We start from the raw sequence: 26,253 nt of genomic DNA, 5'->3' as shown, positions 1-26,253 counted from the left end.
TGTGACATCTCCCTTGCACCCGAAATCCCGGACCCGCCGCCGGCCTGCATCAGGCCTGGGCGCCGAGCCACATCAATGCTTCACCGACCGTGAAGAAGGAACCACAGACCAATACTTCTCCAGCGCTCGTCTCGCGTGCCAACCATTCGGCTGCAGCGGTGACCGTCTCGCACTCTGCCAGCACCTCACCACCACAGTGGCGGACCACGGCGGCAAGCTCACTGGCCTGGCGGCTACGCTCGCCATCCAGGGTGGCGACGACGAAGCCGTCCACCACCGGTGCCAGCGCCTGAATCACGCCAGCGGCATCCTTGTCGCCCAGCATGGCGAGCAACGCCCGCCGCGGCCGAGTGGCAGGATCCCGCGCGCAACGCAGGTCATGAGCGGCAAGACGACTGGCCAGATAACTCGCGGCATGCGGGTTATGGCCGACATCCAGACACCAGTCACGCCCGTGACGGCTCAGCCATTGCATGCGCCCCTTGAGCTTGACTCTCGCCATGGCCTGCTGCACGCATTCGGCGTTGAGCTCGATACCGGCCTCGACCAGCGCATTCAGCGCACTGGCCGCATTGTCCCGCGGCAAGCCCGGGTCTGGCAGCGCATCGAACGTCAGTGCCGGCGCTGACAGGCGCTGCCATTGCCATTGCGAGGTAGCCGAATGGTCCGTGCTGCCATCCACACTGCCATTCACACTGCCATTCACACTGCCATTCACACTGCCATTCACAAGATCAGCCGCGACCTGCCAGCGAAAGTCCTGCCATAGCACCTGCGGCGTGACACCCAGCGAGCGAGCATGTTCCGCGCAACTGGACGGCAGCACATCCGAGCCGAACACGGCCGGCTTGCCGGCGCGCAGAATCCCGGCCTTCTCGAAGCCGATGTTCTCGAGGTCGGTGCCAAGAAACGCGGCATGATCCTGTGCGACCGTGATGATCATCGCGACATCACAATCGATGATGTTGACTGCGTCCAGACGCCCACCCAGGCCAACTTCCAGAATCGCGAGCTGCGGCTGCTGCTGAGCGATCAGCCATAGCCCGGCCAACGTGCCGGCCTCGAAGTAGGTCAGGCTGATCACGCCCTCGTCATCCACCGGCTCACCACTGGCCGACAGCCCGGAGTGGCGCGCGGAATCGACCTGCTCGAAGGCCGTGACCAATGCCGCATCACTGACGTCGTGACCATTGAAGCTCAGACGCTCGTTGTAATGCAGCAGGTGCGGAGAGGTATAGGTGGCGGTGCTCAGCCCGTGGGCACGCCCCAGCGCCTCGAGCATGGCAACCGTCGAGCCCTTGCCGTTGGTGCCCGCCACGGTAATGATGCGGCCACCGAGCCGACGCGCACCCGCCCCGACCAGACCGAGGCGCCTGGCCACGCACAGCACTCGGGCAAGGCCCATATCGATACTGACGGGGTGCTGATGCTCGAGACGCGTCAGCCACTCATCCAGCGAGAGGCCACGCGGCACGGCATCATGCAGGGGGGAAAGCTGCCACGAAGCGGCATTCAGCGGAGGGAGTGAGGAAGACTGCAGCACCTCATCGGTGCTGCAGCTTGCCGGGGCGGAGCCCTGCTCAGCCATCGCGACGTTCGCCTTGCGGCTTCTCGCTGGTGAAGGTCTCGTCGAGCACGCTGTCCACGGCGGAGCGCGGCTCGGCCGGTGCTTCGACAGTCGCATCCGCCTCGACGGATTCTTCTTCGACGACCGCATCCGCGACCGGCAGATTGGCGGCGTTGACCGGCATGCCCTGCAGCTTGAGCAGGATGCTGGACAGGCGCTCACGCATCTCGCGGCGGTGGATGATCATGTCGACGGCGCCATGCTCGAGCAGGAACTCGGAGCGCTGGAAGCCTTCCGGCAGCTTCTCACGCACGGTCTGCTCGATGACACGCGGACCGGCAAAGCCGATCAGGGCGTTCGGCTCGGCGACATTCAGGTCACCCAGCATCGCCAGCGACGCAGAGACGCCACCGAAGACCGGATCGGTCAGCACGCTGATGTACGGCACGCCAGCCTGCTTGAGCTTTTCAAGCGCCGCGGAGGTCTTGGCCATCTGCATCAGGGAGAACAAGGCTTCCTGCATGCGAGCACCACCGGAGGCGGCGAAGCAGACCAGCGGGATGTTCTCGGCCAGCGCAAGCTCTGCTGCACGCACGAACTTCTCGCCGACGATGGCACCCATGGAGCCACCCATGAAGCTGAACTCGAAGGCCACGGCCACGACCGGCTGACCGGAGAGCGCACCGCGCATGGCGACCAGCGCATCCTTCTCGGAGGTCTGCTTCTGGGCAGCACTCAGGCGATCCTTGTACTTCTTGGAGTCGCGGAACTTGAGGCGATCGACCGGCTCGAGATCCGCCGCGATTTCCTCGCGGCCTTCGCTGTCGAGGAACCAGGACAGACGCGCACGCGCAGTGAGACGCAGGTGGTGGTCACACTTCGGGCAGACGTTGTCGTGCTTGGTCAGCTCCGGAAGGTACAGGACTGCTTCGCACTTGGGGCATTTACGCCACAGGCCGTCAGGAATGGAGGTACGCCGATCCTTGCGTTGGATACGGCTCATTGACGGCACAATCTTGTCAAGCCAGCTCATGGTGGGGAGGCTTCCGTTTTGCTGCTGTTCTGGGCACCGCTCGACGACTGTCGGCGGCCATGCGAGTTGGCACATATTCCAGGGCGTTCACGCCCCCGGCAATATGGCGGGCAGCTACCATCACAGGGCAGTGCCAATGGAAAAGACCGTGCAACCCATTGGTCGTACGGCCACTTTTCCGAATTCTGGGGGTCATTGTAGCGGCTTCGCCCCCCTTGCGGGTAGTGCGAGATGCCAATTGAGCGTTGCGGCCCTCGCCGCTTGGGACGAAAGCAGTGCAAGGGCCACAACGCGTGCCGGCAAATCAGCGCTGCTGGCGGACTGCCTGACAGAATGCCTGCATGCGCTCGGCACTCTTCTCGCCGGGCGCGGCTTCCACACCGCCGGAGACATCGACCGCGTAAGGGGCGACCTGCGCCACCGCCGCGGCGACATTGCCTGACTCGAGACCACCGGCCAGGATGACCGGCAGCGGCAGATCGGCCGGGATGCGCGACCAGTCGAAGGTCTCGCCGGTGCCACCGGGCACGCCGGGACGATAGGCATCCAGCAACAGGCCACGCGCGTCATGGTAGCGCGCCGCCTGCGCGGCGAGATCGATCCCGTCACGCATGCGCAACGCCTTGATATAGGGCCGCCCTGCCGCCCGGCACTGCTCCGGCGTCTCATTGCCATGCAACTGAAGCAGATCGAGATGTGGCGCCGCCGCGGCAATCTCTTCGGCGCTGGCATCCACGAACAGGCCGACCCGCGTCACGAAGGCCGGCACGCACGCGGCAAGCTCGGCCAGCCGCGCCACATCCACCGCACGCTTGCTGCCCGGCCACAGCACGAAGCCCAGCGCATCGGCCCCTGCTGCCACGGCGTCGCGGATATCCTGCTCTCGCGTCAAACCACAGATCTTGATCCGGGTACGCTGGCTCGCTCGAGCGCTCATCTCGGTCATGGGATCACTCCGTTCAACGTGAGGATTCATTCTGGGTGGCAGTCGTCAGCGTGTCATCCTCGGCGCCTGCCGCAGGAACGCCTGCCGCAGGATCGCCTGCCGCAGGAATCGCTTGTTCATGCTCGCGACTGAGGCGCTCGGCTTCACGGGCCACGTTGCCCAGCCGGATGGCCTCCTGCTCACTGAGCTTGCCTGCCGCGCGCGCCTCTTCGGCACCCTCGGCCTCGGCACGCGCCATGCGTGAGCGCACCATCGGGCAGTCCGGCAACGGGCGCTCGCCCGTCCACTCGCCAAGATGTGCGACCAGACCAGGGCCCAGGGGTTCCTTGGGCAGCGCATAGCGCGGCGGATAGATGACATCGACGAAGTGAAGCCCTGTCGCCGCTGCCGTCGCGCTCGAGCGCGTGCGATCTCCTCCGCGCATCAGCTCGACGATCCACTCGACAGGCTTCTCGCCACGCCCGATGGCCATCAAGGTGCCCGCGATATTGCGCACCATGTGATGCAGGAAGGCATTGGCCTGGATATCGATCATGACGATATGGCCATGGCGACTGACTTCAATGAAGTGCACGTGGCGGCGCGGCGAGCGCGACTGACAGCCTGCGGCGCGGAACGCCGAGAAATCCAGCTCACCTACCAGATGCGCCGCCGCGGCCTGCATGTCGGCGACATTGAGCGGCTCGCGACACCAGGTGACATTGTTGCGCTCCATCACCGGCCGAAACGGCTGGTTGATGATCATGTAGCGATAGCGACGGGCGATGGCGCTGAAACGCGCGTGGAAATCATCGGGCACCGGCACGGCCCAATGAATCCCGATATCGGGGGGAAGGTTGACGTTACCGCCCATGCGCCAGGCCTTGCGACTGCGGCCCACGGGGGTATCGAAATGCACGACCTGACGCACGGCATGCACACCGGAATCGGTGCGGCCACTGCAATGCACGGTAATCGGCGTGGAGGCGACCTTGGACAAGGCCTTCTCGAGCGCTTCCTGCACGGAGGGGGCGTGGCTCAGACGCTGCCAGCCACAATAGCGGGTGCCATCATATTCAACGCCCAGAGCAATGCGCCCCGGGCGTTTCTCGTTATCATCCAACGGTGTAAAAAAGGGCATCAGGTCAGACCAAAGCGCTCCATCAACGCCAGCGCCTCTTCACGGACCATGTCATCACTGGCAGTAGAGAGCGGCTCAAGCAGCGCAGCCGCCTGATCATCATCGCCATCCACCAACAACTGACGGGCTTCCTCGAGCTGTTGGAATGCCACGGTATCCTGGGCGCCAGCCCCAAACCCTGCCGACTCGACAGAGGGATAGGCATTATCCTGATCCCCAGACTCGAACGCCACTTCCTCGACCTCGAATTCCGAGATATCACGCCGCGGCACGTCCACCTCTTCCAGCGTCATGCTATCCAGTGACGGCAGCTCGTCCATGCCATCGACAGCGGCTGATGGCTTGCTGGACGCCTGATACGGCTTCCGGCTCGCAGCGCTGCCTTCACTTGCGGCGCCGTTCTCAATCGCGGAGTGGTCATCCAGCTCTTCACGCAGCGAGGTAAACTCGACGGACTCGCCCTTGAGCGCGCTATCCGCCGCCTTGGATGCCTCGGTATCAGCGCCCTTCTCACCATCAGCGTGACCAGCATCCCCCAGCGTCAATTCCGGCGCCTGGTAATCGATCACGTTGTCGCTGTTGAAGTGGCTCTCACGCACGGGCGCCTTCTCGAGGTCCTCGCCCTTGAGGCCCGGTTCGAACGCGACGCCTTGATCGGGAGCATGCTCGACCAGCGGTTCGCTCACGCCGTCACTGGCATGCGGTTCGCTGTCAGACAGCGCGCCGGCATCTTCCTGGTCATCAAGGGAGGCGTCAGAGCCCGTGGCGGATGCATCTGCCGGGCCATGAGCCGCATCATCGGTCTTGTCGCGACCTTCAAGCGGCGCGCGAGGCGCTGCCGCCTGCTGACTTGCCACTCCTGACAGATAGGAGACCTTGCGCCCCACCTGACTCGCACCGCCGCCTGCGACAGCACGCAGCGCACTGCTTGAGACACTGTAGCGATCCAGCAGCGCCTGAGCCTCGAAACGCTCTTCCTCATTGCCGGCCGCCAGCACCTGCTCACCTTCATGATGCAGGGCTTCGGCGTTGCCAAGCTCGCCATGGACTCCCATCAGCTTGAGGCGCAGGTCCTGGCGTGCGGGATCTTCCACCAGACCGGCTTCCAGCAGGGCCTGGGCCTGATCGAAGCGGCCGTAGGCGATGAAGATGTCCGCCTCGCTGATCGCAGCCGCTTCCGGCTGGGAGAGCGGCTCGAGGCTACCGGAACCCCGGCGCGCCGCCACGTTGGCATCTTCAGACGCGGATGACTTGTGACCCGCGGCGGCAGCGGCAGTCGAGGCCGCAAAGGTATCCGGGAAGACGCGTGGCTTGTCCTGGTCGGGCTCTTCATTGCCGCGGACCGCATCGGCAAAGCTCATGTTCTCATCCCCCCCGGAACCGGAGCGGCGACGCAACAGCAGCAGCAACAGAAGCAGCAATGCCCCGGCCGCCCCGCCGACGATGGCCAGGTTGTCCTGCACCCACTGCCAGGTCGCCTGGGGCCACGGCTGCTTGGGCAACACCAGATTGCCCTCGCCGTCGCGCGGCTGACCGAGGTCCACCCCGGCGGCGATCAGGCTTTCCGGCAACGCCAACGGCGAGATGCCGCTGTTGACGAGCAGACGATTCTGTTTGGCGAGCAGCACCTTGGCCGTCTCGAGCTGTTCGGTACGCTCTGCCAGCGACGCTCGCAGCTCACCGACTTCGTTGCGCAGGGAGGCCACTTCACTGCGCAGGTCATCACGCTCCTGCTCCAGCTGATCGAGGCGCTGCTGATTGGTCAGCAGCTGATCTTCCAGCGACTCGAGGCGATCGGACAGTTCATCGATCGCCTGCTGACTACCCGCGGAGATCTGACCACTGGCTGCTGCCGCCTTGGGCTTGCTGCCGTCTTCATCCAGCAGCGTCAGACGCGGCTTGCCATCGGCACCCGCGCTGGCGGGCCCGCTCGGTGCGGCTGTGGCCGCAGGCGCAGCACTGGCGGAAGGCTCGTTCGATGTGCTGGCCGCAGCGGTTTTCTTGCTGGCGGGAGCCGGCACGGTCTTGCCCTGCGCGCCCGCGACCCACTGCTGATACTGCTGACGCACTTCCTTGTCGGCCTCGGTACGCGAACGTCCCAACATGGTGCTGCGGTCCGGCACGCTCAGCACCACTCCCGCACGCAGCTTGTTGATGTTGCCGCCCGGGAAGGCCCTGGGGTTGGCTTCCTGAATCGCCAGCATCGCCTGACGGATGCTGACACTGGCATCCGGACGCACGCGACGCGCGATCGTCCACAGCGAATCACCGTTGCGCACCTTGATGCTGGACGGCGGTGTGCTGGATGACGCACTGCGCGAGGCAGCCTGGCTGGGCTGGGCATTGTCGCGGAACACCACGGAACGCGTCGGCGAGGAATCGTTGGTGGCCAGCGGGCGCGAGCGCGCGCCGGCAGGTGTCACCAATGACGGCTGACTCGAATAGCCCGCCGGATCGAACAACAGGGTCACCTGACGCTGCAGCTTGCCATTGGGCCATTCGACATCCAGCAGCAGGTCCACATAGGGCTCACGTACCGCGCCATTGGTGGACAGCTGGAGGTAGTAGCGCCCACCCTGCTGCTTGACGGCAACCTTGATGTCATCGCTGACATAGCTGCGATCGACGCCCGCTCGCGTAAAGGCGGCAGAATCGGCAACGCCGGCCTTGATGAGGCTGGCATCGAGGCCCGAGGTATCCGTGAGGCCGATGCGCGCGTCCAGTGGCTGATTCAGATTCGAGCGCAACCGCGGCGATTCCATGCCGACTGCCAAGGCCTGAGCACTGTAGACGGCGAACGACACCGCCAGTGCGAGAGGAAGCTTGCGTCCCATTGAGTGTCCCTTCGTATGCGGCCGAATCATTGCCCGGCCTGCGCATTATGTTACGTATACTTACACAAGATACCAGAGAGTCCGTCCCAAGAGTGCGGGAAGCCATTGGCAAAGTGGAAAAAGTTTCAACGATAGAGTGACGGCCCACGATCGATAAAGGCCGCAGAGGCGTCATATCGCGAGTGACCAGCTCGACGATATCCCCTTTACGATACCCGTAAAAAACACCTCCCTGCCATCATGCATCAAAAGCGCCAGTCAAAATCGCAAAAAATGCGCAGGAAAGACTGAGATATCTGGTACTCGCCGTGACATCAGTGACCTATCTCTTACCTGAAATCACCGACCTTCCATGACGTAACGTGCAAAAGAGAAACGCCCTCGACTCCAGAGAGCCGAGGGCGCTTTCAGGTCAGGCTCGCAATGAACCCGACGACATGCTGCTACACAGTGCGATCAGGCTGCGCGATGTTCACGCAGGATGGTCAGCATGCGCTTGAGCGGCTCCGCGGCCCCCCACAGCAGCTGGTCACCGACACTGAAGGCGGACAGGTATTCGCCACCCATCGCCAGCTTGCGCAGACGGCCGACCGGCACGGTCAGGGTGCCGGTCGCAGCGGCCGGCGTCAGGTGCTTGAGGCTGTCTTCCTTGGTGTTGGCGACGACCTTGACCCAGTCATTGTGCTTGGCCAGGCGGTCTTCGATCTCGTCCAGCGGCACGTCCTGCTTGAGCTTGACGGTGAAGGCCTGGGAGTGGGAACGCATCGCACCGATACGCACGCACAGCCCGTCGATCATGATCGGGTTGCCCTGACTGTCGAGAATCTTGTTGGCCTCGACACCGGCCTTCCACTCCTCGCGGGTCTGACCGGATTCCATCGCGGAATCGATCCACGGCAGCAGCGAGCCGGCCAGCGGCGCACCGAACTGCTGGGTCGCGAAGTCATGGCCGCGCATGGTGGCGGTCACCTTGCGGTCGATGTCGAGGATGGCACTGGCCGGGTCCGCAAGCTCGGAGGCCACGCTGCCATTGAGCTGGCCCATCTGGGTCAGCAGCTCACGCATGTGGCGCGCACCGCTGCCGGACGCCGCCTGGTAGCTCATGGAGGTCATCCACTCGACCATGCCGGCCTCGAACAGGCCACCCAGGCCCATCAGCATCAGGCTGACGGTGCAGTTGCCGCCGACGAAGGTGTTGGCACCGGCGCCGATCTTCTGGTCGATCACATGACGGTTGACCGGGTCCAGCACCAGCACGGCGTCCTTGTCCATGCGCAGGGTGGAGGCCGCATCGATCCAGTCGCCCTTCCAGCCGGCTTCACGCAGCGGGCCGAACACCTGCTTGGTGTAGTCGCCGCCCTGACAGGTGACGATGACATCCAGCGCCTTCAGCTCATTGATGTCATTGGCATCCTTGAGCGCCGGCACCGGCGTGCCCACGTCAGGACCGGCCTGACCGACCTGGGAGGTGGAGAAGAATACCGGCTCGATACCGGCGAAATCGTTGTCATCACGCATGCGTTGCATCAGCACGGAACCGACCATGCCACGCCAACCGACAAATCCGACTTTCAACATGCTTGTTCTCCTTGTTCATGCACGGCCGGGAGCATGGAAGACACCACCGCTCCCGACACAGGAATGACCCGCAGCGAGCACAGGCAACTCACACGAGGCGAGCCTTGCCCAACGCTCCAGCCGCAGGTCCTGACATGAGAACCCGGCGACGCACGCCGAGCTCCCCCATGATCATCGCGAGAACGCCGCTGGCTGGCGGCGTTCACGCGGGTCTTGCCTTACGCCTGGGCCTTGAAGGCGGCCAGCACGGCATCGCCCATCTCGGAGGTGGAGACCTTGCGCGTCCCGGCGTAGGCGATGTCGGCAGTGCGCAGCCCTTCATCCAGCACCACGCCGACCGCCTTCTCGATGCGCTCGGCCCAGGCGGCTTCGTTGAGCGAGTAGCGCAGCATCATGGCCACCGACAGGATGGTCGCCAGCGGGTTGGCGATGCCCTGACCCGCGATGTCCGGCGCGCTGCCGTGGCACGGCTCATACATGCCCTGACCACCCGCATTCAGCGAGGCGGACGGCAGCATGCCGATGGAGCCGGTCAACATGGCGGCCTCATCCGACAGGATGTCGCCGAACATGTTGCCGGTGACCACCACGTCGAACTGCTTCGGAGCACGCACCAGCTGCATGGCGGCATTGTCGACGTACATGTGCGACAGCTCGACATCCGGGTAGTCGGCGGAGATGCGCTCCATCACGTCACGCCACAGCATGGTGACTTCCAGCACGTTGGCCTTGTCGACGCTGCACAGCTTCTTGTTGCGCTTCTGCGCCATCTCGAAGGCGGTGCGACCGATGCGCTCGATCTCGGACTCGGAGTAGACGTAGGTGTTGTAACCGACCTGCTGGCCATCACGCGTCTCGATGCCACGCGGCTGACCGAAGTAGATGCCACCGGTCAGCTCACGCACGATCATGATGTCCAGACCGGACACCACTTCCGGCTTGAGGCTGGAGGCCTCGGCCAGCTGCGGGTAGAGAATCGCCGGACGCAGATTGGCGAACAGCTCAAGCTCCTTGCGCAGCCCCAGCAGGCCGCGTTCCGGACGCAGCGAGATGTCCTCGAGCTTGTCCCACTGCGGGCCGCCGACTGCGCCGAGCAGGATGGCGTCCGCCGCCTTGGCCGCCTCCAGCGTTTCCGCCGGCAGCGGGTGGCCGGCCGCGTCATACCCTGCACCACCGACCTTGCCTTCGCTCAGCGTGATGTCCAGACCTTCGCTGCGGGCGGCTTCAAGGATCTTCACGGCTTCGGCAGTGATTTCCGGGCCAATGCCATCACCGGGCAGAATCAGGATATTGCGGCTCATCTGGAACTCTCCTTGGGCCGGAAGTCTTCCGGCGAGACCGACGGTTCACCGTCGGTGCTGAGACTGGGCTCGCCGCCATTCTGGACGGCGAGCCATGACGAATATGTTGCGATGTCAGGCGCTGACTGACGCGACGCTGGCCAGATCAGGCCGTCTTGCCGTCGCGGAACAGCCACGGACGCTCGGTGCGATGACGCTTCTCGAAGCTGTCGATGGCGTCCTGGTCCTTGAGGGTCAGACCGATATCGTCCAGGCCTTCCATCAGGCAATGCTTGCGGAAGCTGTCGACCTCGAAGGGAATCGACTCACCGGACGGCGTGATGACCGCCTGTGCCTCGAGGTCGATATCCAGACGATATCCTTCCACCGCCTCGGCTTCCTTGAACAGACGGTCCACCGTGTCCTCGTCGAGGGTAATCAACAACAGACCGTTCTTGAACGAGTTGTTGTAGAAGATATCGGCGAAGCTCGGCGCGATGACCACGCGGAAGCCGAAGTCGGTCAGTGCCCAGGGCGCGTGTTCCCGCGAGGAACCACAACCGAAGTTGCGACGCGCCAGCAATACGCTGGCACCCGCGTAACGCGGCTGGTTGAGCACGAAATCCGGATTCAGCGGACGCTTGCTGATGTCCTGACCGATATAGCCCTCATCGAGATAACGCAGCTCATCGAAGAGGTTCGGCCCGAAGCCGGTACGCTTGATCGACTTCAGAAACTGCTTCGGGATGATCAGGTCGGTATCGACGTTGGCGCGATCAAGCGGTGCCACGAGGCCCTGCTGGCGAATGAACTTTTCCATGTCGGGCCTCCTCAGGCGACTTGAGTGTTGTTGGTAGGGATGGGGGCAAAGTCACGAACATCAACGAAGTGACCCGCAATCGCGGCAGCGGCGGCCATGGCCGGGCTGACGAGGTGCGTACGCCCACCGAAGCCCTGACGGCCTTCGAAGTTGCGGTTGGAGGTGGACGCGCAATGCTCACCGGCGCCCAGCTTGTCGGCGTTCATCGCCAGACACATGGAGCAGCCCGGCTCACGCCATTCAAAGCCCGCCGCGAGGAAGATCTCGTGCAGCCCTTCCGCTTCCGCCTGCGCCTTCACCAGGCCAGACCCCGGCACCACCATCGCCTGCTTGAGGCTCTTGGCGACCGTGCGGCCTTCGGCCACGCGCGCCGCTTCACGCAAATCCTCGATACGTGAGTTGGTGCAGGAACCGATGAACACGCGGTCCAGCTTGATGTCGGTGATCTTCTGCTGAGCGCTGAGGCCCATGTACTCGAGCGCACGGGTGATGCCACGCGCTTCGGTGTCATCGCTGGCCGCGGCCGGGTCCGGCACCACGCCATTGACGCTGGTGACCTGCTCCGGGCTGGTGCCCCAGGTGACCTGCGGCGCGATGTCTTCGGCCTTGAGCACCACGACCTTGTCGAATTCGGCGTCCGCATCGGAGACCAGATTGCGCCAGTCGGCGACGGCCGCTTCCCACTGCTGGGCGTTCGGCGCATAGGGGCGCTCGTAGAGATAGTCGATGGTGATGTCATCGACACCGACCAGACCGACCCGCGCACCGGCTTCGATCGCCATGTTGCAGATGGTCATGCGGCCTTCCATGGAGATGTCCTGGATGGCAGAGCCGCCGAATTCGATGGCGTAGCCGGTACCGCCGGCGGTGCCGATCTCACCGATGATGGCGAGCACGACATCCTTGGCGGTGACGCCAGTGCCGAGACGACCATCGACGCGCACCAGCATGTTCTTCATCTTGCGCTGGATCAGGCACTGGGTGGCGAGCACGTGCTCGACCTCGGAGGTGCCGATCCCGTGGGCCAGTGCCGCGAAGGCACCGTGGGTCGCGGTGTGGGAATCGCCACACACCACGGTCATGCCCGGCAGAGTTGCGCCCTGCTCCGGCCCGACCACGTGCACGATGCCCTGACGCGCATCATTGATGGTGAACTGCTCGATGTTGAAGCTGTTGCAGTTGTCGTCGAGGGTCTGCACCTGGATGCGTGAGGTCTCGTCCTCGATGCCCGCGATACCGGCAGCACGCTCCTTGAGAGACGTCGGCACGTTGTGGTCCGGCGTTGCCAGGTTGGCATCCAGACGCCACGGCTTGCGACCGGCCAGACGCAGCCCTTCGAATGCCTGCGGCGACGTGACTTCGTGCAGCAGGTGACGGTCGATGTAGATGAGTGCAGTACCGTCTTCGCGTTGCTTGACCAGGTGCTGATCCCACAACTTGTCATAAAGGGTCTGGCTAGCCATGTCGTGTCTCCTCGTGGCGCCTTACGGTAAGAGCGCGCTTGCTGCCTCGGGGCTCGTAACGGCCCCTTGATGAGGGTGTGTCGTCCAGTGTTGATGGCGGGGCGGTCGTGCGAGCCCGTGGATAGTGACCACTTGCTTGCAGGCTCCAGCATCGCCGCCGCGTCCTGTGCCATCAAGAGTACTCGGCGACAATGAATAAAAGCAATTCATGTTTTTCATGCTTTGGATTCCCAAAAGGAATACCATTGCTCATCAGGTCTTGAGCAGGAGTGCATCCGCCTGCGGCGGCATCGATCGCCCCGCTTGACGCTCCCCTGAATGCCCCTATGAACGCCCTCATGACAGGATAGCTGCCCCACATGGACACACCCTCTCTGCAGGCCTTCGTCGCCGTCGCCGAAACCGCCTCCTTCTCGCTTGCCGCCGAGCAGCTGCACCTCACCCAGCCGGCCGTTTCCAAGCGCATCGCCCAGCTGGAGCAACTGCATGGCGCACGGCTGTTCGATCGCATCGGACGGCGTGTCTCGCTGACGGAGGCCGGCAATATCCTGCTGCCCCGCGCCCGCGCCATTCTGGTGATGCACGATGACACACGGCGTGCGCTGCGCAATCTTTCCGGCGAGGTAAAAGGCAGCCTGACGATGGCCACCAGCCACCATGTGGGCCTGCACCGGCTACCACCGCTGCTCAAGGCCTTCACCATGGCCCACCCCGAGGTGCGCATGGACATGCGCTTTCTGGATTCGGAACAGGCCTATCAGGGCGTACTGGATGGGGAGCTGGAACTGGCCGTCGTCACCCTGGCACCGCATCGCGATCCCAATTTGACGGTGGTGCCGGTGTGGCTGGATGAGATGCGCTTCGTATGCGGGCGTGATCACCCGCTGGCAGGTCACAAAGCGTTGCCGCTGGCCGCCCTCTCACAGCACGACGCCGTGCTGCCGGGCCACCTGACCTTCACGCGTGGCATCGTCATCGACACCTTTGCGCGTGACGGCCTCTCGGTGGAAGTCTCGATGTCCACCAACTACCTCGAGACCCTCAAGATGATGGTTGCCATCGGCCTGGGCTGGAGCGTACTGCCGGAAAGCATGATCGACGACGAAATCGAGATCCTGCCCATCGATCACCGCCCCATCGAACGCCAGCTCGGCTACCTCTATCACAACAACCGCACCCTCTCGAACGCCGCCAGCGCGATGATCGAACTGCTGGAAGGCGCAAGGGATGCGGCGTCGAGAAACCTCTAGCGCACTCGAAAGCCCCGCTTGGAAATACAGCCTGAACGCACAACGCCAGCCCCGAAAGGCTGGCGTTGCGGTTCTGACTCACAGCTTATGGCGCCGCGGATCAACGCTTGTCGCTATCCTTGGCATTGCCAGACGCGCCATCCGCCTTGCTTGCCGCAGGCTTGGCATCGTCCTTCTTCGCCTCTTCCGCTGCCTTGGCGGCGGCCTTGCTGGCATTGGAGGGACGGCCACGGCGCGGCTTGGGCGCTTCGCTGCCGGTGTCGCTCTTGGCGGTGGTCGTGGAAGCACCAGAACTTGAAGTGCCCGAGCGGGTAGCCCCCTGATTGGAAGCCCCGGTGCTGCTACCCGTCTTGGCAGTGCTCGCGCTTCCCGTCGAGCTGGCGGTGCTCTTGCTCGCTGTAGTCTTGCTGGCAGTGCTCTTGCTGGCAGTGCTCTTGCGCGTCGTCGCGGGCTTCGTAGCGCTGGAACCCGAAGCCGTAGAAGAAGTGCTGCTGCTCGAGGTGCCGGATGCAGACGGCTTGTTGTCAGAGGCTGACGTGCTCGCAGTCGTCTTGCTTGCAGTCGTCTTGGCCGCCGTTGACTTGTTGGCAGTGGTCGTCTTGCTGGCAGCCGTCTTGCGCGGCGTGGAGGTCTTTCTCGCCGTGGTGGTCTTGGTCGCTGAGCTACCGGTGTTGCTGGCAGCCGTGCTCGCAGTGCTCGATTTTGCCGTGCTCTGTTTGGTAGTGCTGTCGCTGGCCGTGCTGCTGGTGGTCGTTGCGCTCTTGGTAGCAGCGCTCTTGGCAGCAGTGCTCCTGGAGGCTGTGCTCTTGGGTGCAGCATGCTTGCGCGCGGCGGGCTTGCTTGCCGACGTCGCCGACTCAGCGGCTGATGCGGCCTTGGAGGCGGCAGGTCTGGTGCTCGCACCATTCGCCCTGGAGGCACTGGATGAACTATTGCCCGCCGTGTCGCCGGCATCATTGGCGGCCTTGCCGGTGACGGCTTCGGTCATCGCGGTCATGGCCTCTTCCAGCGGCAGCGTCACCTGCTTGAGCGCTTCATTCACGCTCTTCTCGACCGTCTGTTGGACATCACGCACGGCCTTGAGCTGCGCATCCGCCACGCTGGTGATCTCTTCCGGCACGCTCTGCCCCAGCACTTCGGGGATGGTCTGGCGCGCATAACGCCCCGGTGCCGCTTCGATCACGTCGAGCTTGCCCTCACCCGGTGTGCGCGCAGAGACCTCCGGTTCCGGCTCCACGAAGCCATTGCCGGTCATCCACGCCTGCCAGTCATTCCACCAGGAGCCTTCGTGCTGCTCGGTGCCCTCGAGCCACTCATCCGGCGTTGCCGGCAGGCTGTCATTGGTGGCGTAGCCGTACTTGTTCTTGTGCGGCGGATTGACGATACCCGCGATATGACCAGAGCCACCGAGCACGAAGCGCTTGATGGAGGCCTTTGGCAGCTGGGTACCGTTGTAGGTGGTCTGCCACTTGGCGATGTGGTCCTCGCGCGCGGAGACCCAGTAGCTCGGCGTCTCGATCTGGGAGAGATCGATCGGCACGCCGTCCAGCTCGATGCCGCCGGGCTGCACCAGGCGGTTCTCCAGATACATGTGGCGCAGATACCAGGCATGGGTACCGGCCGGCAGGTTGGTGCCGTCGGTGTTCCAGTACAGCAGGTCGAACGCGGTCGGCGCTTCGCCCTTGAGATAGTTGGAGACGTAGAACGACCAGAACAGGTCATTCTCGCGCAGCAGGTTGAAGGAGAACGCCATCACGCGGCCATCCAGATAGCCGTCCTGCGCCATCTGCTTCTCGAGGCCCTGCAGCACCGGCTCGTTGAGGAAGACACCGATCTCACCGGGATCGGAGAAATCCTGCAGCGTTGCCATGTAGCTGACCGAGCGCACGCGGTCGGACTGCTTCTCGGCCGCCAGATAGGCCATGGTGCTGGCCGTCAGCGTGCCGCCGATGCAGTAGGACAGGATGTTGACCTGCTTCTCGCCGGTGGCCTGCTCGATGGCATCCATCGCGGCCAGCGGCCCCATCTGCATGTAATCGGCCCAGGTGAGATCACTCTGCTCGGGCCCCGGATTGCGCCAGGAGATCAGGAACACGGTGTGGCCCTGCTCCACCAGCCAGCGCATCATCGAATTGTCCTGACGCAGATCGAGAATGTAGTACTTGTTGATCCACGGCGGCACGACCAGCAACGGCGTGCTGAAGGCCTTCTCGGTGGCCGGACGATACTGGATCAGCTGGATCAGCTCGTTCTCGAAGACCACGTCACCCGGAGTGACGGCGATGTTGTCGCCGAGACGGAAGGCTTCGGTGTCGGTCATCGCGACATTGATGCCTTCGGCGGAGTTGGCCAGGTCATCGCGCAGACGCTTCAGGCCGTCGAGCAGGTTCTGGCCGCCGGTCTCGCGGGTCACGCGCTGCACTTCCGGGTTGGTGGAGGCGAAGTTGGAGGGCGAGAAGGCGCTGACGTACTGGCGCGCGTAGAACTCGAGATTGCGCTTCTGGCTCTCCGGCAGGCCTTGAATGCCAGCCAGCATGTCGTCCACGGCGCGCGAGAACAGCAGGTATTGCTGCACGAGGAAATGGTAATAGGGCTCACTCTGCCAGGCCTCATCACGGAAGCGGCGATCAGAGCGCGCGGGCGTGATCACCGGCTCGACGCTCTCGCCATTCAGCTCGCGCAACGTGCCCTGCAACAGGGCCATCTGGTCCTGGAAGAGGCGCGTCTGGGTCGACATCAACAGTTGCGGGTCACGTGCCAGGGCCTCGGCCCCCGCCTGGAAGCAACGGCCCATCTCGTCATAGATGGTGGAAGCGGCAGCGCTGGGCCATAGGCGCTCCAGCATGTCACTCATCAAGGCTTGATACTGGGCACTGGCCTGCTGCATCACGCTGGCCCACTCCGTGCCTTCAGCGCCGTCGGGGAACAGACTGGTAAAGGCCTGAGAGAATGTCTGCGAGAACGCCTGCTGCTGGGCTGAGTCCATATCGCCCTTCCTCCTTGTCATTGACCATCACGTCATTGGCTATCGAAGCTTGGCTGCCGAACGTCTGCCGGCGGCACGGTTTCATCGAATCGAATCGAATCCTTCCTGACCACTGAGCAATGCCATGCCGTCTCTCGTGAGACGGGCGCCTTCACTGGCGACGGACACTGCTTTTCAGACTGTTTTTGAAGACCGTTTCACAAGACGGGTTGAAGACCGTTTCATGGCTGATTTCAGGGCGCTGCAGGCGAGCATGCCAAGGCAAGCAAAGTGCGCTGTCAGCTAAAATGCGCTGTCAGTTGGAATGGTCTGCCTCCTGCAGGTCTGCTTTCCGTCGGATTCGCGCGCGGCAAATACGAGAGCAAAACAACCTGTGCGCCAGCGTGCCCATCTCCAGCATGCGCCTTCCAGCACGGCAGGGGCAATGCCTGAAAACGGCAAAAAAAAGGCTGGCGCAAGCGCCAGCCTTTTCGGGGTATACCTTAGTTCTGCTTGGCGCGGCTTGTCGCGGCAGCCGGCTTGTTGCTGGCAGCGGAGGATGCCTTGTCCTCTGCTGCTGAAGCGGCTTTCTCTGTGGCAGCGGACGCCTTGTCGGTGGCTTCCTTGCCAGCGTCAGAGTAGGCCTGTTCGAGCTGGGCGCGCATTTCGTTGCCCATCTCGGCCAGCTTCAGGGAATCATCCATCATCTGCTGAGACAGCTCGGTCGCCACTTCCAGCTGGCGGTTGCTGAACTCGCTGAACTCTTCCATACCCTTGATTTCAGTGGCAGCACGCGCACGCTCGAGACCAGTCTCGGTATAGCGCTTGGCAGCGTCCATCTGATAATCGGCAATCTTGCCCATATGGTCGAGCATCAGAGTGTTGAGCTTGCGCATCGGCTGGTAGAAGCTGCGGGCTTGCTCGGCAAAGGCGTTGAACATCTGATCCTGCTGCATGACGGTTCCTCCCATGGATTCCGTACCGGGACAGCGCGCAGAAGTCTCTGCGCCACCTGTGGAGCACAGCAATATGCTGCACTGCACAAAGACTAGTCTGCTCCTCAGGTGGTTGCAATCCCATGACAGAAAACTGTCAAAGGACATTTTCTGTCATGGGATTGGCTGGGCATGCCTCACACCGCTGTCAGCCAAGAGCGTTCTTCGCGCCTGCCGGTCATCAACTGCGCTTGGCGCGTGAGCGCGCACTGGCCGCAGAGGCCGGTTTCGCATCATCCGCCCGGCTGGCGCTTTGCTCTGCCTTCTGATCCGCGCCGTGATCACTACTGGGCCCCGAACTCCTGCGCGTGGCAGACTCCGGCTTGTCAGCCTCCTTGCCTTCCGCGCCGCCCTGACCGAACTGCTGCAGGGTATCCAGCATCATCTTCTGATACTGATTGAAGGCGGCCATGCCCTGGGCCATGCTCTCGCCCATATCGCCGGGCATGCCGCCCGCTGCGCCCTGCCCGGCATTGCCAGCGCCAGACGCGCCGCCCATCATCCCCTCGGCCATGCCCGGCGGCATGAACTTGGCAAACGGCGTGCCCGCGCCCGGTGCCATCAATGGCTTGAGCAGACTCATGGGGTCGTAGCCTTCAACACCGGCCTCCATCTGGCGACGAAAGCGCTCCATCAATTCCTGCTGGAAGGCTTCCACGTCCGGCAGGCCCATCGCTTGGCGGAATTCCTGCGGCGTGAGGTCGAATTCGACATTGATCTTCATGGCAGATTCCTTGTGTTGTCTGCCCGCGCACGGCGTGGTGCGCGAGTCCGCTGGCATGCATGCCATTCGAGTCTAGCAGCGCGAATGATACGGGGGCAGCCTGCTACTTACGTCTTTTCTTATTTACTTTCCGCAAGCCAGCCCACAACGCAAGACGCCCCAGCCACGAAGGATGCAGGGCATCACTCCACGACTGGGGCGTGTCTTTCTACAAGCTCAGCAACGCCGCAAGCGGCTTACACCTCGCGCAGCACCGGCGTATCGACCTTGACGTCGGCGTTCTGGCCGCGATGGCGCAGCAGGTGGTCCATCAGCGTCAGCGCGACCATCGCCTCGGCGATCGGCGTGGCGCGAATGCCGACACACGGATCATGACGGCCGGTGGTGATCACCTCGACCGCCTCGCCGTTGACGTCGATGCTGCGACCCGGCAGTCGCAGGCTGGAGGTCGGCTTGAGGGCGATGCTGGCACGGATGGTCTGGCCGCTGGTGATGCCGCCCAGAATGCCGCCGGCATGATTGGAGAGGAAACCTTCCGGCGTCATCTCGTCACGGTGCTCGGTGCCCTTCTGGCTGACCACGGCGAAACCGTCACCGATCTCGACGCCCTTGACGGCATTGATGCTCATCAGGCCATGCGCGAGTTCGGCATCGATGCGATCGAAGATCGGCTCACCCAGGCCGACCGGCACGCCAGTCGCCTCGACGGTGACCTTGGCCCCCACGGAATCGCCTTCCTTGCGCAGGGCGTCCATGTACTGCTCCAGCTCCTCGAGGCGATCGGCATCGCCACAGAAGAACGGGTTGGTGTCGACCAGCGACCAGTCCTTGACCTCAAGCTCGATGGGGCCGAGCTGGGACAGGTAGCCACGCACCTGCACGCCCAGACCCGCCAGATACTTCTTGGCGATGGCCCCGGCGGCGACGCGCATCGCGGTCTCGCGGGCCGAACTGCGGCCGCCGCCACGGTAGTCACGCTCACCGTACTTGTGGTGATAGGTGTAGTCGGCGTGGGCCGGACGGAACTGGTCCTTGATCTTGCCGTAGTCCTTGGAGCGCTGATCGGTGTTCTCGATCATCAGGCCGATGGCCGTGCCGGTAGTGCGGCCCTCGAACACGCCCGAGAGAATGCGCACCTGGTCCGGCTCGCGACGCTGGGTGGTGTGGCGCGAGGTGCCGGGACGGCGGCGGTCCAGATCGATCTGAAGATCCGCTTCGCTGATCTCGATACCCGGCGGGCAACCATCGATGATGGCGCCCAGTGCCGGGCCGTGGCTTTCGCCGAAGGTGGTGACGGTGAACAGCTTGCCGAAGGTATTTCCGGACATTCAGGGGGTCCTCAGGCGATGCCGCCGGTCATGGCCGACGGCGTTCTGATAATAGTTGTCGTAAGCGTTGCAGAGCCTGGCGGCCTGCGCCCGCCAGCTCAAGCAAATTCAGGCGCGCAGACTTCCAGCGTCTGGGCATCGATGGCGAAGACGCCGTTGCCGCCGCGCTCGAACTCCAGCCACATGAAGGGCACTTCCGGGAAGGCTTCCATCAGGTGGCGCTCGGAGTTGCCGACCTCGACGATCAAGACGCCGTCGTCGGTCAGGTAGTCACGCGCCTCGCGCAGAATTCGACGCACGATATCCAGGCCATCGTCACCGGCGCCCAGCGCCAGCGCCGGCTCATGGCCGAATTCCTGCGGCATGTTGGAGAGATCGAAGGTATCCACGTAGGGCGGATTGGAGACGATCAGGTCATAGCGCTTGCCCGCCACACCCGCGAACAGGTCCGACTGCACGGCGATGACACGCCCTGCCACGTCGTGACGTTCGATGTTGCGACGCGCGACTTCCAGCGCCTCGCTGCTGATATCGACCAGGTCGACCTCGGCGGTCGGCATCACCAGCGCGGTGGCGATACCGATGCAGCCGGAACCGGTGCACATGTCCAGCACGCGAGTCGGCGGCAGTTCCGGGAACCAGGCCGAGAAGCCGCTCTCGATCAGCTCGGCGATCGGCGAGCGCGGAATCAGCACACGCTCATCGACATCGAAGGGCACGCCGGTGAAGAAGGCCTCGCCGAGCAGATACGGCAGCGGCTTGCGGGTGGTGATGCGCTCACGCACCAGCGCCACGATGCGCGCTCGCTCCATGGTCAGAAGGCGCGCGTCGATCACGGCGGGGTCCGTGTCCCACGGCAGATGCAGCGCACCCAGCACCAGCGCCACCGCTTCGTCCCAGGCAGAATCGGTGCCATGGGCGAAGTGCAGGCGATGCGCGTGGAACTCACTGGTCGCCCAGCGGATCAGGTCGCGCAGGGTCACCAGCTCCTCGACGAGACGGGAGTCCGGCTCACTGAGGCTGGAAGGATGGCGCAGGTCGGACGCGGAAGATGTGGACACGGTGATTCCTGTAAGCGGACAGATGGACAACGAGCGCCGCCAGTAGTGAGGGGCCGGTGGCGTCTCGCGCAGGCATTGTAGCGTTCACGAGGCGTGGCGGCGACCCTTGGCATGCCTTGATGGCGCGCCTGCCGCTTTTGTCTTCGCAAGCGACAACCGTTTGTCTTCGACAGTGGCAACCGCCTGTCTTCGACAGCGACAACAGCCGCGCTATACTGCGCGACTTGCCATTTTATTGCCCGCGGAGCCCGGCCATGCCACCCAACCACGACGACAGCTCGGATACCGGCGACGACTTCAACGCCTTCCGTGCCGCCCTCAAGCAGGCCGGCGTACGCAAGATCACCACCAACCGCGCCGACCCCGGCCGCAAGCCCGTCGACAAGGAAGAGCAGGCGCGTCTGGCGGCACGGCGCGCTGCCGCCAGCGAAGCCTCGACCGACACGCTCGGCACGCCATCGCGCACCACCGATGGTCAGGTCGAGCCGGTCACGCCCAGCCAGCTGCTCGACTTCGCGGTGCCCGATCTCCCCTACCGCCAGCGTCAGCGCCTCAAGCGCGGCGAGATCGCCTGGGAGGCGGGTCTCGATCTGCACGGCTATACGCTGGAGCAGGCCCGCATCGAGCTTGAGTCCTTCATCGACGATGCCATCGCCCGTCGCTCACGCTGCGTGCTGGTGGTGCATGGCAAGGCATGGACCGGCATGGCCGATCACCCCATCATCAAGAGCCACGTCAATGCCTGGCTGCGCCAATGGCCTGACGTGCTGGCCTTCACCTCGTCACTGGAGCTGGATGGCGGCAGCGGCGCGGTCTATGTCCTGCTGCGCAGCAAGGGCCGTGACCCGCTGCTCGACTGAGCGAATCCTGCGCTCGCCACACCGCCGAGACATTGACGATCAGAGCATCTGAATAGCTGAGCACTTGAATAGCGAGCACCTGAATAGCCGAGTACTTGAATAACTGAGTGCTTGAATAGCCGAGCACTCGAGTAACAGAGGCAAGCCTCACGCCGAGCCTGCCGCCATAACGACAAGGGAACACCCTGATGACACCCAACGCTGAACAGCCAATGCGCACCTCTTCACGCCGCACCCTTTCCGCTGCCATTCTCGGCGGTGCAACCGCCGCTGGCCTGTCGCTGGCCTTCGCCATGCCGGCCGTCGCCAGCGATGCACTGTCCGACAGCACCCTTTCACGCGTGCAACAAGGCCAGGTGCTGAAGGTCTGCACCACCGGTGACTACGCGCCCTTCAGCCACCGTGAAGACAATGGCGACTTCGAAGGCATCGACATCGACATGGCCGCCTCACTGGCCAAGAGCCTGGGCGCCACGGTACAGACCGTGCCGACCAGCTGGCCGACGCTGATGGAAGACTTCACCTCCGGCAAGTGCGATATCGCCATGTCCGGTATCTCGGTCAAGCTTGACCGCCAGGCTCAGGCCTACTTCAGCCAGCCGTACCAGACCGGCGGCAAGACGCCCATCGTGCGCTGCGAGGACGTCGACAAGTACCAGACCGTCGCGCAGATCAATCAGCCCAGCGTGCGCATCACCGTCAACCCGGGCGGCACCAACGAGCGCTTCGCCAATGAATTCCTGAGCGATGCCACGCGCGTCGCGCACAATGACAACCGCACCATCTTCAACAACATCATCGAAGACCGTGCCGATGTGATGGTCACCGACGCCATCGAGACCCAGCTGCAGGCCAGCCGCCATTCGGAGCTGTGCAGTGTGCATCCTGATGCGCCGTTCACCTTCTCCCAGAAGGGCTATCTGCTGCCGCTGGGTGACAACATCTGGAAGGCCTACGTCGATCAGTGGCTGACCCAGATGCAGGGCACCGGTGAGCAGGCCGCCATCTTCGACAAGTGGATCAACGGCTGAGGCGACGCTTCGCTCAGGCTCCGGTCACACGCTCTGCAATGAAGAGCCCTGTATTGAAGAGCCCTGTATTGAAGAGCACTGTATTGAAGAGCACCGTAACGAAAAGCCCCCGCCGATTGGCGGGGGCTTTTTCATTAAAGGACAACTCACGACAGGCTAGCCGTCGCTGCCCTTCTCGTAGCGATCCAGCGCTTCGGCGGCCAGGTGCCGGCCCAGCTTGATCAGGCCTGCGGCGCGGTGAAATTCATAGGCGCCACACACCGTCTTGGGAATCTCGACCAGGATATCCGGTGGATAGCCGGCGATCTTGTACTTGGCCAGCGTTGCCTGGGTGATATCGAAGGAGCGCATCATCATGTCCAGCTTGCCCCAGGCAAGCTCCGGCGCGTTATCATCGACCCGCTCAGGCTCAGCTGCGGACGGCGGCTGCTTGCCCTGGGTGACAGCGCCAGTCTCTGCCTGCGGCTCTGCCAACGCTTCTTCTCCCAGCGCTGGCTCGGCATCGCTGCTTTTCAGTGCCTCGAACTTCAGGCGCGAGGCATCGCCCGGCGGCAGCGGGACGCCGCCGACCGGACTGGCAAATGCCATGCCCTGCTGGTCCTCCAGCGCCTGCTCCTTCTCGGCAGAAAAGATGCGCTCGGCACCGCGACGCACCCCCCGCAGCCAGTCACTGAAACCACCGCCGCGCGCTTCCAGGGCGGCTTCGCGCGCCTCTTCCTCGGCGGCATCGGCCGGCGGCAGCATCTGCTCCAGTGTCTGGTTGCGCGGCGAATGCGCCGTGGCGTTGACCGCCAGCACCAGGTCAACGTGGGCGGCGACCAGCGGCGTGATCGGCAAGGGATTCATCAGGCCGCCATCCACCAGCACCTTGCGGTCGCGTTGCACCGGCGTGATCACCCCGGGCACCGCGATGGAGGCCCGAATCGCCTCGAGCAGATTGCCGCTCTGGAACCAGACCTCCTTCTGGGCGATCAGGTCGGTGGCGACGGTGGTGACCGCAATCGGCAGGTCCTCGATGCGCGTATCACCGATCAGGGCTTCCAGCTCATCCATGATGCGGCGCGCGCGGATGGCGCCCATCGGGCTCCAGGTGACATCCACCAGCCGCAGCACGTCGAAGTAATCCAGCTCACAGACCCAGTCGCGATAGGCATCCAGCTTGCCGGCGGCATGGATACCCCCGACCAGTGCGCCCATCGAGCAGCCCGAAATGGCGCGAATGTCGTAACCGCGCGCCAGCACTTCCTCGATGACGCCGATATGGGCATAGCCTCGGGCCCCGCCACTCCCCAGTGCCAGGGCGATGGTCTTGCGCTTGGCCATGGCATGTCTCCCGCTGCAGATGATGAAAGATGAACGGACGCGGCACGCGGTGCATCGCTCAGTGCGAGCTGATCCACTCGACGATGGCATCGGCGACCGCCACCACATGGGGCGGCTCCAGATGCAGGTGGTGGCCACCCGGCAAGACGCGACGCTCGAGCCTCTTCACGGCATCGCGCGCCTGCTGTGCCTCGTGCCTTATGGTCAGGATACCCTGCTCGCCCTCGATCAGCAGTACCGGTTGGGTCAACGCCGCCAATAACGCCAGCACCTGCTCCGGGGTGTAGCGCATCAATGAAGGCCGCAGCAGGCGACGGTCACTTCTCAGCCGCAGGCCACCGTCTGCCAGCACCTCGAGGTTGCGCTCGACGATCGGCCGCGCCGTGTCGGCATCGATCGGCGTGACACCTCCCGCGACCCGCGCCGCCACGGCGTCCTCGACATGACGATAATGGGCACGTCGCGTGGCGGCGCGTCTGACCGGCTGCGCGTGGCGTGCCAGCAATCCGCGGCGCAGCTGATCGACCACCTCCGAGGCTGGCGTGGCAAGTGCGCCGATGCCATCGATCAGCACCAGTCGCGCGATATATTCCGGCAGCGCCGCAGCCACCTGCCCCGACACCGCCGCCCCCAGCGAGTGCGCCATCACCGTGACCGGCGCGCGCGGCAGCCCCTCGTCATACAGGCCTTCCAGTGCCTCGATCACATCGTGGCAGTAATCCCACACCGCATAATCACCGTGCTCACCCAGCGGACTCGAGTGTCCGTGACCGACCATGTCGATGGCGATGAGACGAATGCCGAGCCGTTCACACAACAGCGGCGCCAGGCGACTGAAGCTGGCGGCATTGTCGAGCCAGCCATGCAGCGCCAGCCACGTCGGTGCCTGCTCGGCGTGCTCGGCAGGCGCCCACTCCAGGGCCGCCAGCTCTCCGCCCGTGCGCCGTGGGAAGCGACGCTCACGCAGCGTAACGTTGGCGTTCAGGGGAGCCTCTGCGATGTCCTGAATGGATTGATCAGTACTCATGATTGCCTCCCGGCCAGCAGGCCTGGCGGCAGTACATCCGGCGGCGCGAGGTCGGCGATGGCCGCCAGCAGCGCGGCGCGCGTCTCCTGTGGGTATTCAAAGGGGTACATATGTCCTCCCCGGACATGCTCCACCGTCAGCCCGGCGCGGCGCAGGCGTGCCTGGCGCGCCGGCGTGAGCAGATCAGACTGGGCGCCGGCCAGAATCCTGACCGGCACCGCCAGCTTCGCCGGCGAGCCTGACAGGTGATCGCTGAGGTGACGGAAGATCTCGACCTCGTGACGGGTATCGAAGCTCAATGACAGGCTGCCGTCCGCGTGACGATGGGTGGCGTTGTCGACGTAGTCGTCCAGCGCCTCTGGCGTGAAGTTGGCGAACAGTGAGCGGCGGCGCAGGTAATCCTGCATGGCCTGACGGGAGTCCCAGCGTGCACGACGCCCGCGAGTGCGGCCTGCCGGCGTGACACGATCAATGAAGCCGAAGCGTTTGGCGACCTTCATGCCCAGCGCATCACGGCCCAGCATCAACGGCGGGTCGAGCAGCACGAGGCAGTGGAAGCGTTCCGGCTGCTTGAGCGCCGCCATGTAATTGACGATGCCTCCCAGCGAATGCCCGACTCCGATCACCTTGCGCCCGGTGCCGTCCGCCGCGGGCAACGGCCCCAGCGCGGCGTCCAGACACGCCAGCCACTCATCACGCAGCGAGATCAGATTGTTGCCGACCGGATAGGCAGGGTCGTGCGCCAGTCTGTCTACCGGCAACAGATTGAAGTGCTCGGCCAGCGGCGCCAGCAGGCTCTTGTAGCAGGCACCGGTGAAGCCATTGGCATGCGCGAAGGCCAGCACCGGGCGCTCGGTGTCGGTATTCAGGCTGGCCGGGTTAGCGTCGCCCTGCTTGGACAAGGCCTGCCCGGGCCGGGGTTGCCGTGAGGTGGCATTCATCGCAAGGTCTCCTTACCACGGGCCGACGTCCCTGACGCGCCCAGACAAACGGTTGTTTAAATATAGTCAACAGCATGCCAGCCCCGCCCCATGGGCGCTACTCCTCC

General features: G+C 64.0%; 19 protein-coding genes and 1 pseudogene. 3 read left to right on the top strand and 17 right to left on the bottom strand.

What is annotated here, in order from left to right; all coding sequences use genetic code 11:
* Positions 1–49 precede the first annotated feature (49 nt).
* The 9 genes from R1T44_RS06700 to leuC form a co-directional block, all read right to left on the bottom strand.
* Positions 50–1,588 carry a bifunctional folylpolyglutamate synthase/dihydrofolate synthase gene (locus R1T44_RS06700; RefSeq protein ID WP_153635329.1) on the bottom strand — a complete coding sequence of 513 codons (1,539 nt, stop codon included), beginning with the start codon at positions 1,586–1,588 and terminating at the stop codon, positions 50–52.
* Positions 1,581–2,600, bottom strand: coding sequence for an acetyl-CoA carboxylase, carboxyltransferase subunit beta (gene accD, locus R1T44_RS06695; RefSeq protein ID WP_043336910.1), 1,020 nt, complete (start codon positions 2,598–2,600; stop codon positions 1,581–1,583). The genes R1T44_RS06700 and accD overlap by 8 nt, the downstream gene beginning before the upstream one ends.
* 304 nt (positions 2,601–2,904) lie before the next feature.
* Positions 2,905–3,537: a phosphoribosylanthranilate isomerase gene (locus R1T44_RS06690; protein ID WP_153636798.1), complete on the bottom strand. Its 633-nt coding sequence runs from the start codon at positions 3,535–3,537 to the stop codon at positions 2,905–2,907.
* Positions 3,538–3,559: 22 nt separating this feature from the next.
* Entirely contained in the window at positions 3,560–4,666 is a 1,107-nt protein-coding gene (truA, locus tag R1T44_RS06685; RefSeq protein ID WP_153635328.1) for a tRNA pseudouridine(38-40) synthase TruA, read from the bottom strand.
* Positions 4,666–7,500, bottom strand: coding sequence for a type IV pilus assembly protein FimV (locus R1T44_RS06680; protein WP_317292781.1), 2,835 nt, complete (start codon positions 7,498–7,500; stop codon positions 4,666–4,668). Before R1T44_RS06680 ends, truA begins: the two co-directional genes overlap by 1 nt.
* A 456-nt stretch (positions 7,501–7,956) precedes the next feature.
* Complete coding sequence (gene asd / locus R1T44_RS06675) at positions 7,957–9,078, bottom strand: aspartate-semialdehyde dehydrogenase (RefSeq protein WP_153635326.1); 1,122 nt, start codon at positions 9,076–9,078, stop codon at positions 7,957–7,959.
* Between the two features lie 218 nt (positions 9,079–9,296).
* Positions 9,297–10,379, bottom strand: a complete 1,083-nt coding sequence (gene leuB, locus R1T44_RS06670) for a 3-isopropylmalate dehydrogenase (protein WP_043335563.1) — start codon at positions 10,377–10,379, stop codon at positions 9,297–9,299.
* Between the two features lie 145 nt (positions 10,380–10,524).
* On the bottom strand, positions 10,525–11,178 hold the full coding sequence (gene leuD / locus R1T44_RS06665; protein WP_107335256.1) for a 3-isopropylmalate dehydratase small subunit: 654 nt from the start codon (positions 11,176–11,178) through the stop codon (positions 10,525–10,527).
* A gap of 11 nt (positions 11,179–11,189) precedes the next feature.
* A complete protein-coding gene (gene leuC, locus R1T44_RS06660; RefSeq protein WP_043335560.1) occupies positions 11,190–12,641 on the bottom strand; it encodes a 3-isopropylmalate dehydratase large subunit in 1,452 nt (483 codons plus the stop codon).
* A gap of 359 nt (positions 12,642–13,000) precedes the next feature.
* On the opposite strand from leuC, the gene R1T44_RS06655 reads away from it, so the two are divergent.
* Positions 13,001–13,891, top strand: coding sequence for a LysR family transcriptional regulator (locus tag R1T44_RS06655; RefSeq protein WP_054554935.1), 891 nt, complete (start codon positions 13,001–13,003; stop codon positions 13,889–13,891).
* A 1,123-nt stretch (positions 13,892–15,014) separates the two neighbouring features.
* Here the strand turns inward: R1T44_RS06655 and phaC are convergent.
* The 5 genes and pseudogenes from phaC to prmB form a co-directional block, all read right to left on the bottom strand.
* Positions 15,015–16,778, bottom strand: a pseudogene (phaC, locus tag R1T44_RS06650) (class I poly(R)-hydroxyalkanoic acid synthase); the annotation flags it as partial.
* A gap of 581 nt (positions 16,779–17,359) precedes the next feature.
* Positions 17,360–17,812, bottom strand: a complete 453-nt coding sequence (locus tag R1T44_RS06645; RefSeq protein WP_043335557.1) for a phasin family protein — start codon at positions 17,810–17,812, stop codon at positions 17,360–17,362.
* A 220-nt stretch (positions 17,813–18,032) separates the two neighbouring features.
* The gene (locus tag R1T44_RS06640; protein WP_153635323.1) at positions 18,033–18,575 is read right to left on the bottom strand and encodes a DUF6489 family protein; all 543 of its coding nucleotides are present in this window, start codon (positions 18,573–18,575) and stop codon (positions 18,033–18,035) included.
* A gap of 236 nt (positions 18,576–18,811) precedes the next feature.
* Entirely contained in the window at positions 18,812–19,903 is a 1,092-nt protein-coding gene (gene aroC, locus R1T44_RS06635; RefSeq protein ID WP_043335551.1) for a chorismate synthase, read from the bottom strand.
* 98 nt (positions 19,904–20,001) lie between these two features.
* On the bottom strand, positions 20,002–20,964 hold the full coding sequence (gene prmB, locus R1T44_RS06630; RefSeq protein WP_043335549.1) for a 50S ribosomal protein L3 N(5)-glutamine methyltransferase: 963 nt from the start codon (positions 20,962–20,964) through the stop codon (positions 20,002–20,004).
* A gap of 254 nt (positions 20,965–21,218) precedes the next feature.
* Here prmB and R1T44_RS06625 point away from each other — a divergent pair, with 254 nt between their 5' ends.
* Entirely contained in the window at positions 21,219–21,824 is a 606-nt protein-coding gene (locus R1T44_RS06625; protein WP_131431499.1) for a Smr/MutS family protein, read from the top strand.
* Positions 21,825–22,012: 188 nt separating this feature from the next.
* A complete protein-coding gene (locus tag R1T44_RS06620; protein WP_197738707.1) occupies positions 22,013–22,855 on the top strand; it encodes a transporter substrate-binding domain-containing protein in 843 nt (280 codons plus the stop codon).
* A gap of 156 nt (positions 22,856–23,011) precedes the next feature.
* Here the strand turns inward: R1T44_RS06620 and R1T44_RS06615 are convergent, their stop codons facing one another.
* Genes R1T44_RS06615 through R1T44_RS06605 form a run of 3 tightly spaced genes read right to left on the bottom strand, consistent with a single transcriptional unit; the run spans position 23,012 to position 26,146 of the window.
* Entirely contained in the window at positions 23,012–24,178 is a 1,167-nt protein-coding gene (locus R1T44_RS06615) for a patatin-like phospholipase family protein (protein WP_153635322.1), read from the bottom strand.
* Between the two features lie 58 nt (positions 24,179–24,236).
* Positions 24,237–25,205: an alpha/beta fold hydrolase gene (locus tag R1T44_RS06610; RefSeq protein ID WP_286987346.1), complete on the bottom strand. Its 969-nt coding sequence runs from the start codon at positions 25,203–25,205 to the stop codon at positions 24,237–24,239.
* Entirely contained in the window at positions 25,202–26,146 is a 945-nt protein-coding gene (locus R1T44_RS06605) for an alpha/beta fold hydrolase (RefSeq protein ID WP_286987344.1), read from the bottom strand. The genes R1T44_RS06610 and R1T44_RS06605 overlap by 4 nt, the downstream gene beginning before the upstream one ends.
* Positions 26,147–26,253 lie beyond the last annotated feature (107 nt).

The sequence above is a fragment of the Cobetia amphilecti genome, assembly GCF_032923285.1.
GTDB lineage: Bacteria > Pseudomonadota > Gammaproteobacteria > Pseudomonadales > Halomonadaceae > Cobetia > Cobetia amphilecti.
The sequence above is the reverse complement of the archived record's forward strand: the minus strand, read 5'-3'. Positions and strand labels throughout refer to the sequence as shown.

Bases quoted from the DNA above. Each gene is read 5' to 3' on its own strand.
- R1T44_RS06700 (WP_153635329.1), bottom strand. From the start codon at position 1,588: ATGGCTGAGCAGGGCTCCGCCCCGGCAAGCTGCAGCACCGATGAGGTG.
- accD (WP_043336910.1), bottom strand. From the start codon at position 2,600: ATGAGCTGGCTTGACAAGATTGTGCCGTCAATGAGCCGTATCCAACGC.
- R1T44_RS06690 (WP_153636798.1), bottom strand. From the start codon at position 3,537: ATGAGCGCTCGAGCGAGCCAGCGTACCCGGATCAAGATCTGTGGTTTG.
- truA (WP_153635328.1), bottom strand. From the start codon at position 4,666: ATGCCCTTTTTTACACCGTTGGATGATAACGAGAAACGCCCGGGGCGC.
- R1T44_RS06680 (WP_317292781.1), bottom strand. From the start codon at position 7,500: ATGGGACGCAAGCTTCCTCTCGCACTGGCGGTGTCGTTCGCCGTCTAC.
- asd (WP_153635326.1), bottom strand. From the start codon at position 9,078: ATGTTGAAAGTCGGATTTGTCGGTTGGCGTGGCATGGTCGGTTCCGTG.
- leuB (WP_043335563.1), bottom strand. From the start codon at position 10,379: ATGAGCCGCAATATCCTGATTCTGCCCGGTGATGGCATTGGCCCGGAA.
- leuD (WP_107335256.1), bottom strand. From the start codon at position 11,178: ATGGAAAAGTTCATTCGCCAGCAGGGCCTCGTGGCACCGCTTGATCGC.
- leuC (WP_043335560.1), bottom strand. From the start codon at position 12,641: ATGGCTAGCCAGACCCTTTATGACAAGTTGTGGGATCAGCACCTGGTC.
- R1T44_RS06655 (WP_054554935.1), top strand. From the start codon at position 13,001: ATGGACACACCCTCTCTGCAGGCCTTCGTCGCCGTCGCCGAAACCGCC.
- R1T44_RS06645 (WP_043335557.1), bottom strand. From the start codon at position 17,812: ATGCAGCAGGATCAGATGTTCAACGCCTTTGCCGAGCAAGCCCGCAGC.
- R1T44_RS06640 (WP_153635323.1), bottom strand. From the start codon at position 18,575: ATGAAGATCAATGTCGAATTCGACCTCACGCCGCAGGAATTCCGCCAA.
- aroC (WP_043335551.1), bottom strand. From the start codon at position 19,903: ATGTCCGGAAATACCTTCGGCAAGCTGTTCACCGTCACCACCTTCGGC.
- R1T44_RS06625 (WP_131431499.1), top strand. From the start codon at position 21,219: ATGCCACCCAACCACGACGACAGCTCGGATACCGGCGACGACTTCAAC.
- R1T44_RS06620 (WP_197738707.1), top strand. From the start codon at position 22,013: ATGACACCCAACGCTGAACAGCCAATGCGCACCTCTTCACGCCGCACC.
- R1T44_RS06615 (WP_153635322.1), bottom strand. From the start codon at position 24,178: ATGGCCAAGCGCAAGACCATCGCCCTGGCACTGGGGAGTGGCGGGGCC.
- R1T44_RS06610 (WP_286987346.1), bottom strand. From the start codon at position 25,205: ATGAGTACTGATCAATCCATTCAGGACATCGCAGAGGCTCCCCTGAAC.
- R1T44_RS06605 (WP_286987344.1), bottom strand. From the start codon at position 26,146: ATGAATGCCACCTCACGGCAACCCCGGCCCGGGCAGGCCTTGTCCAAG.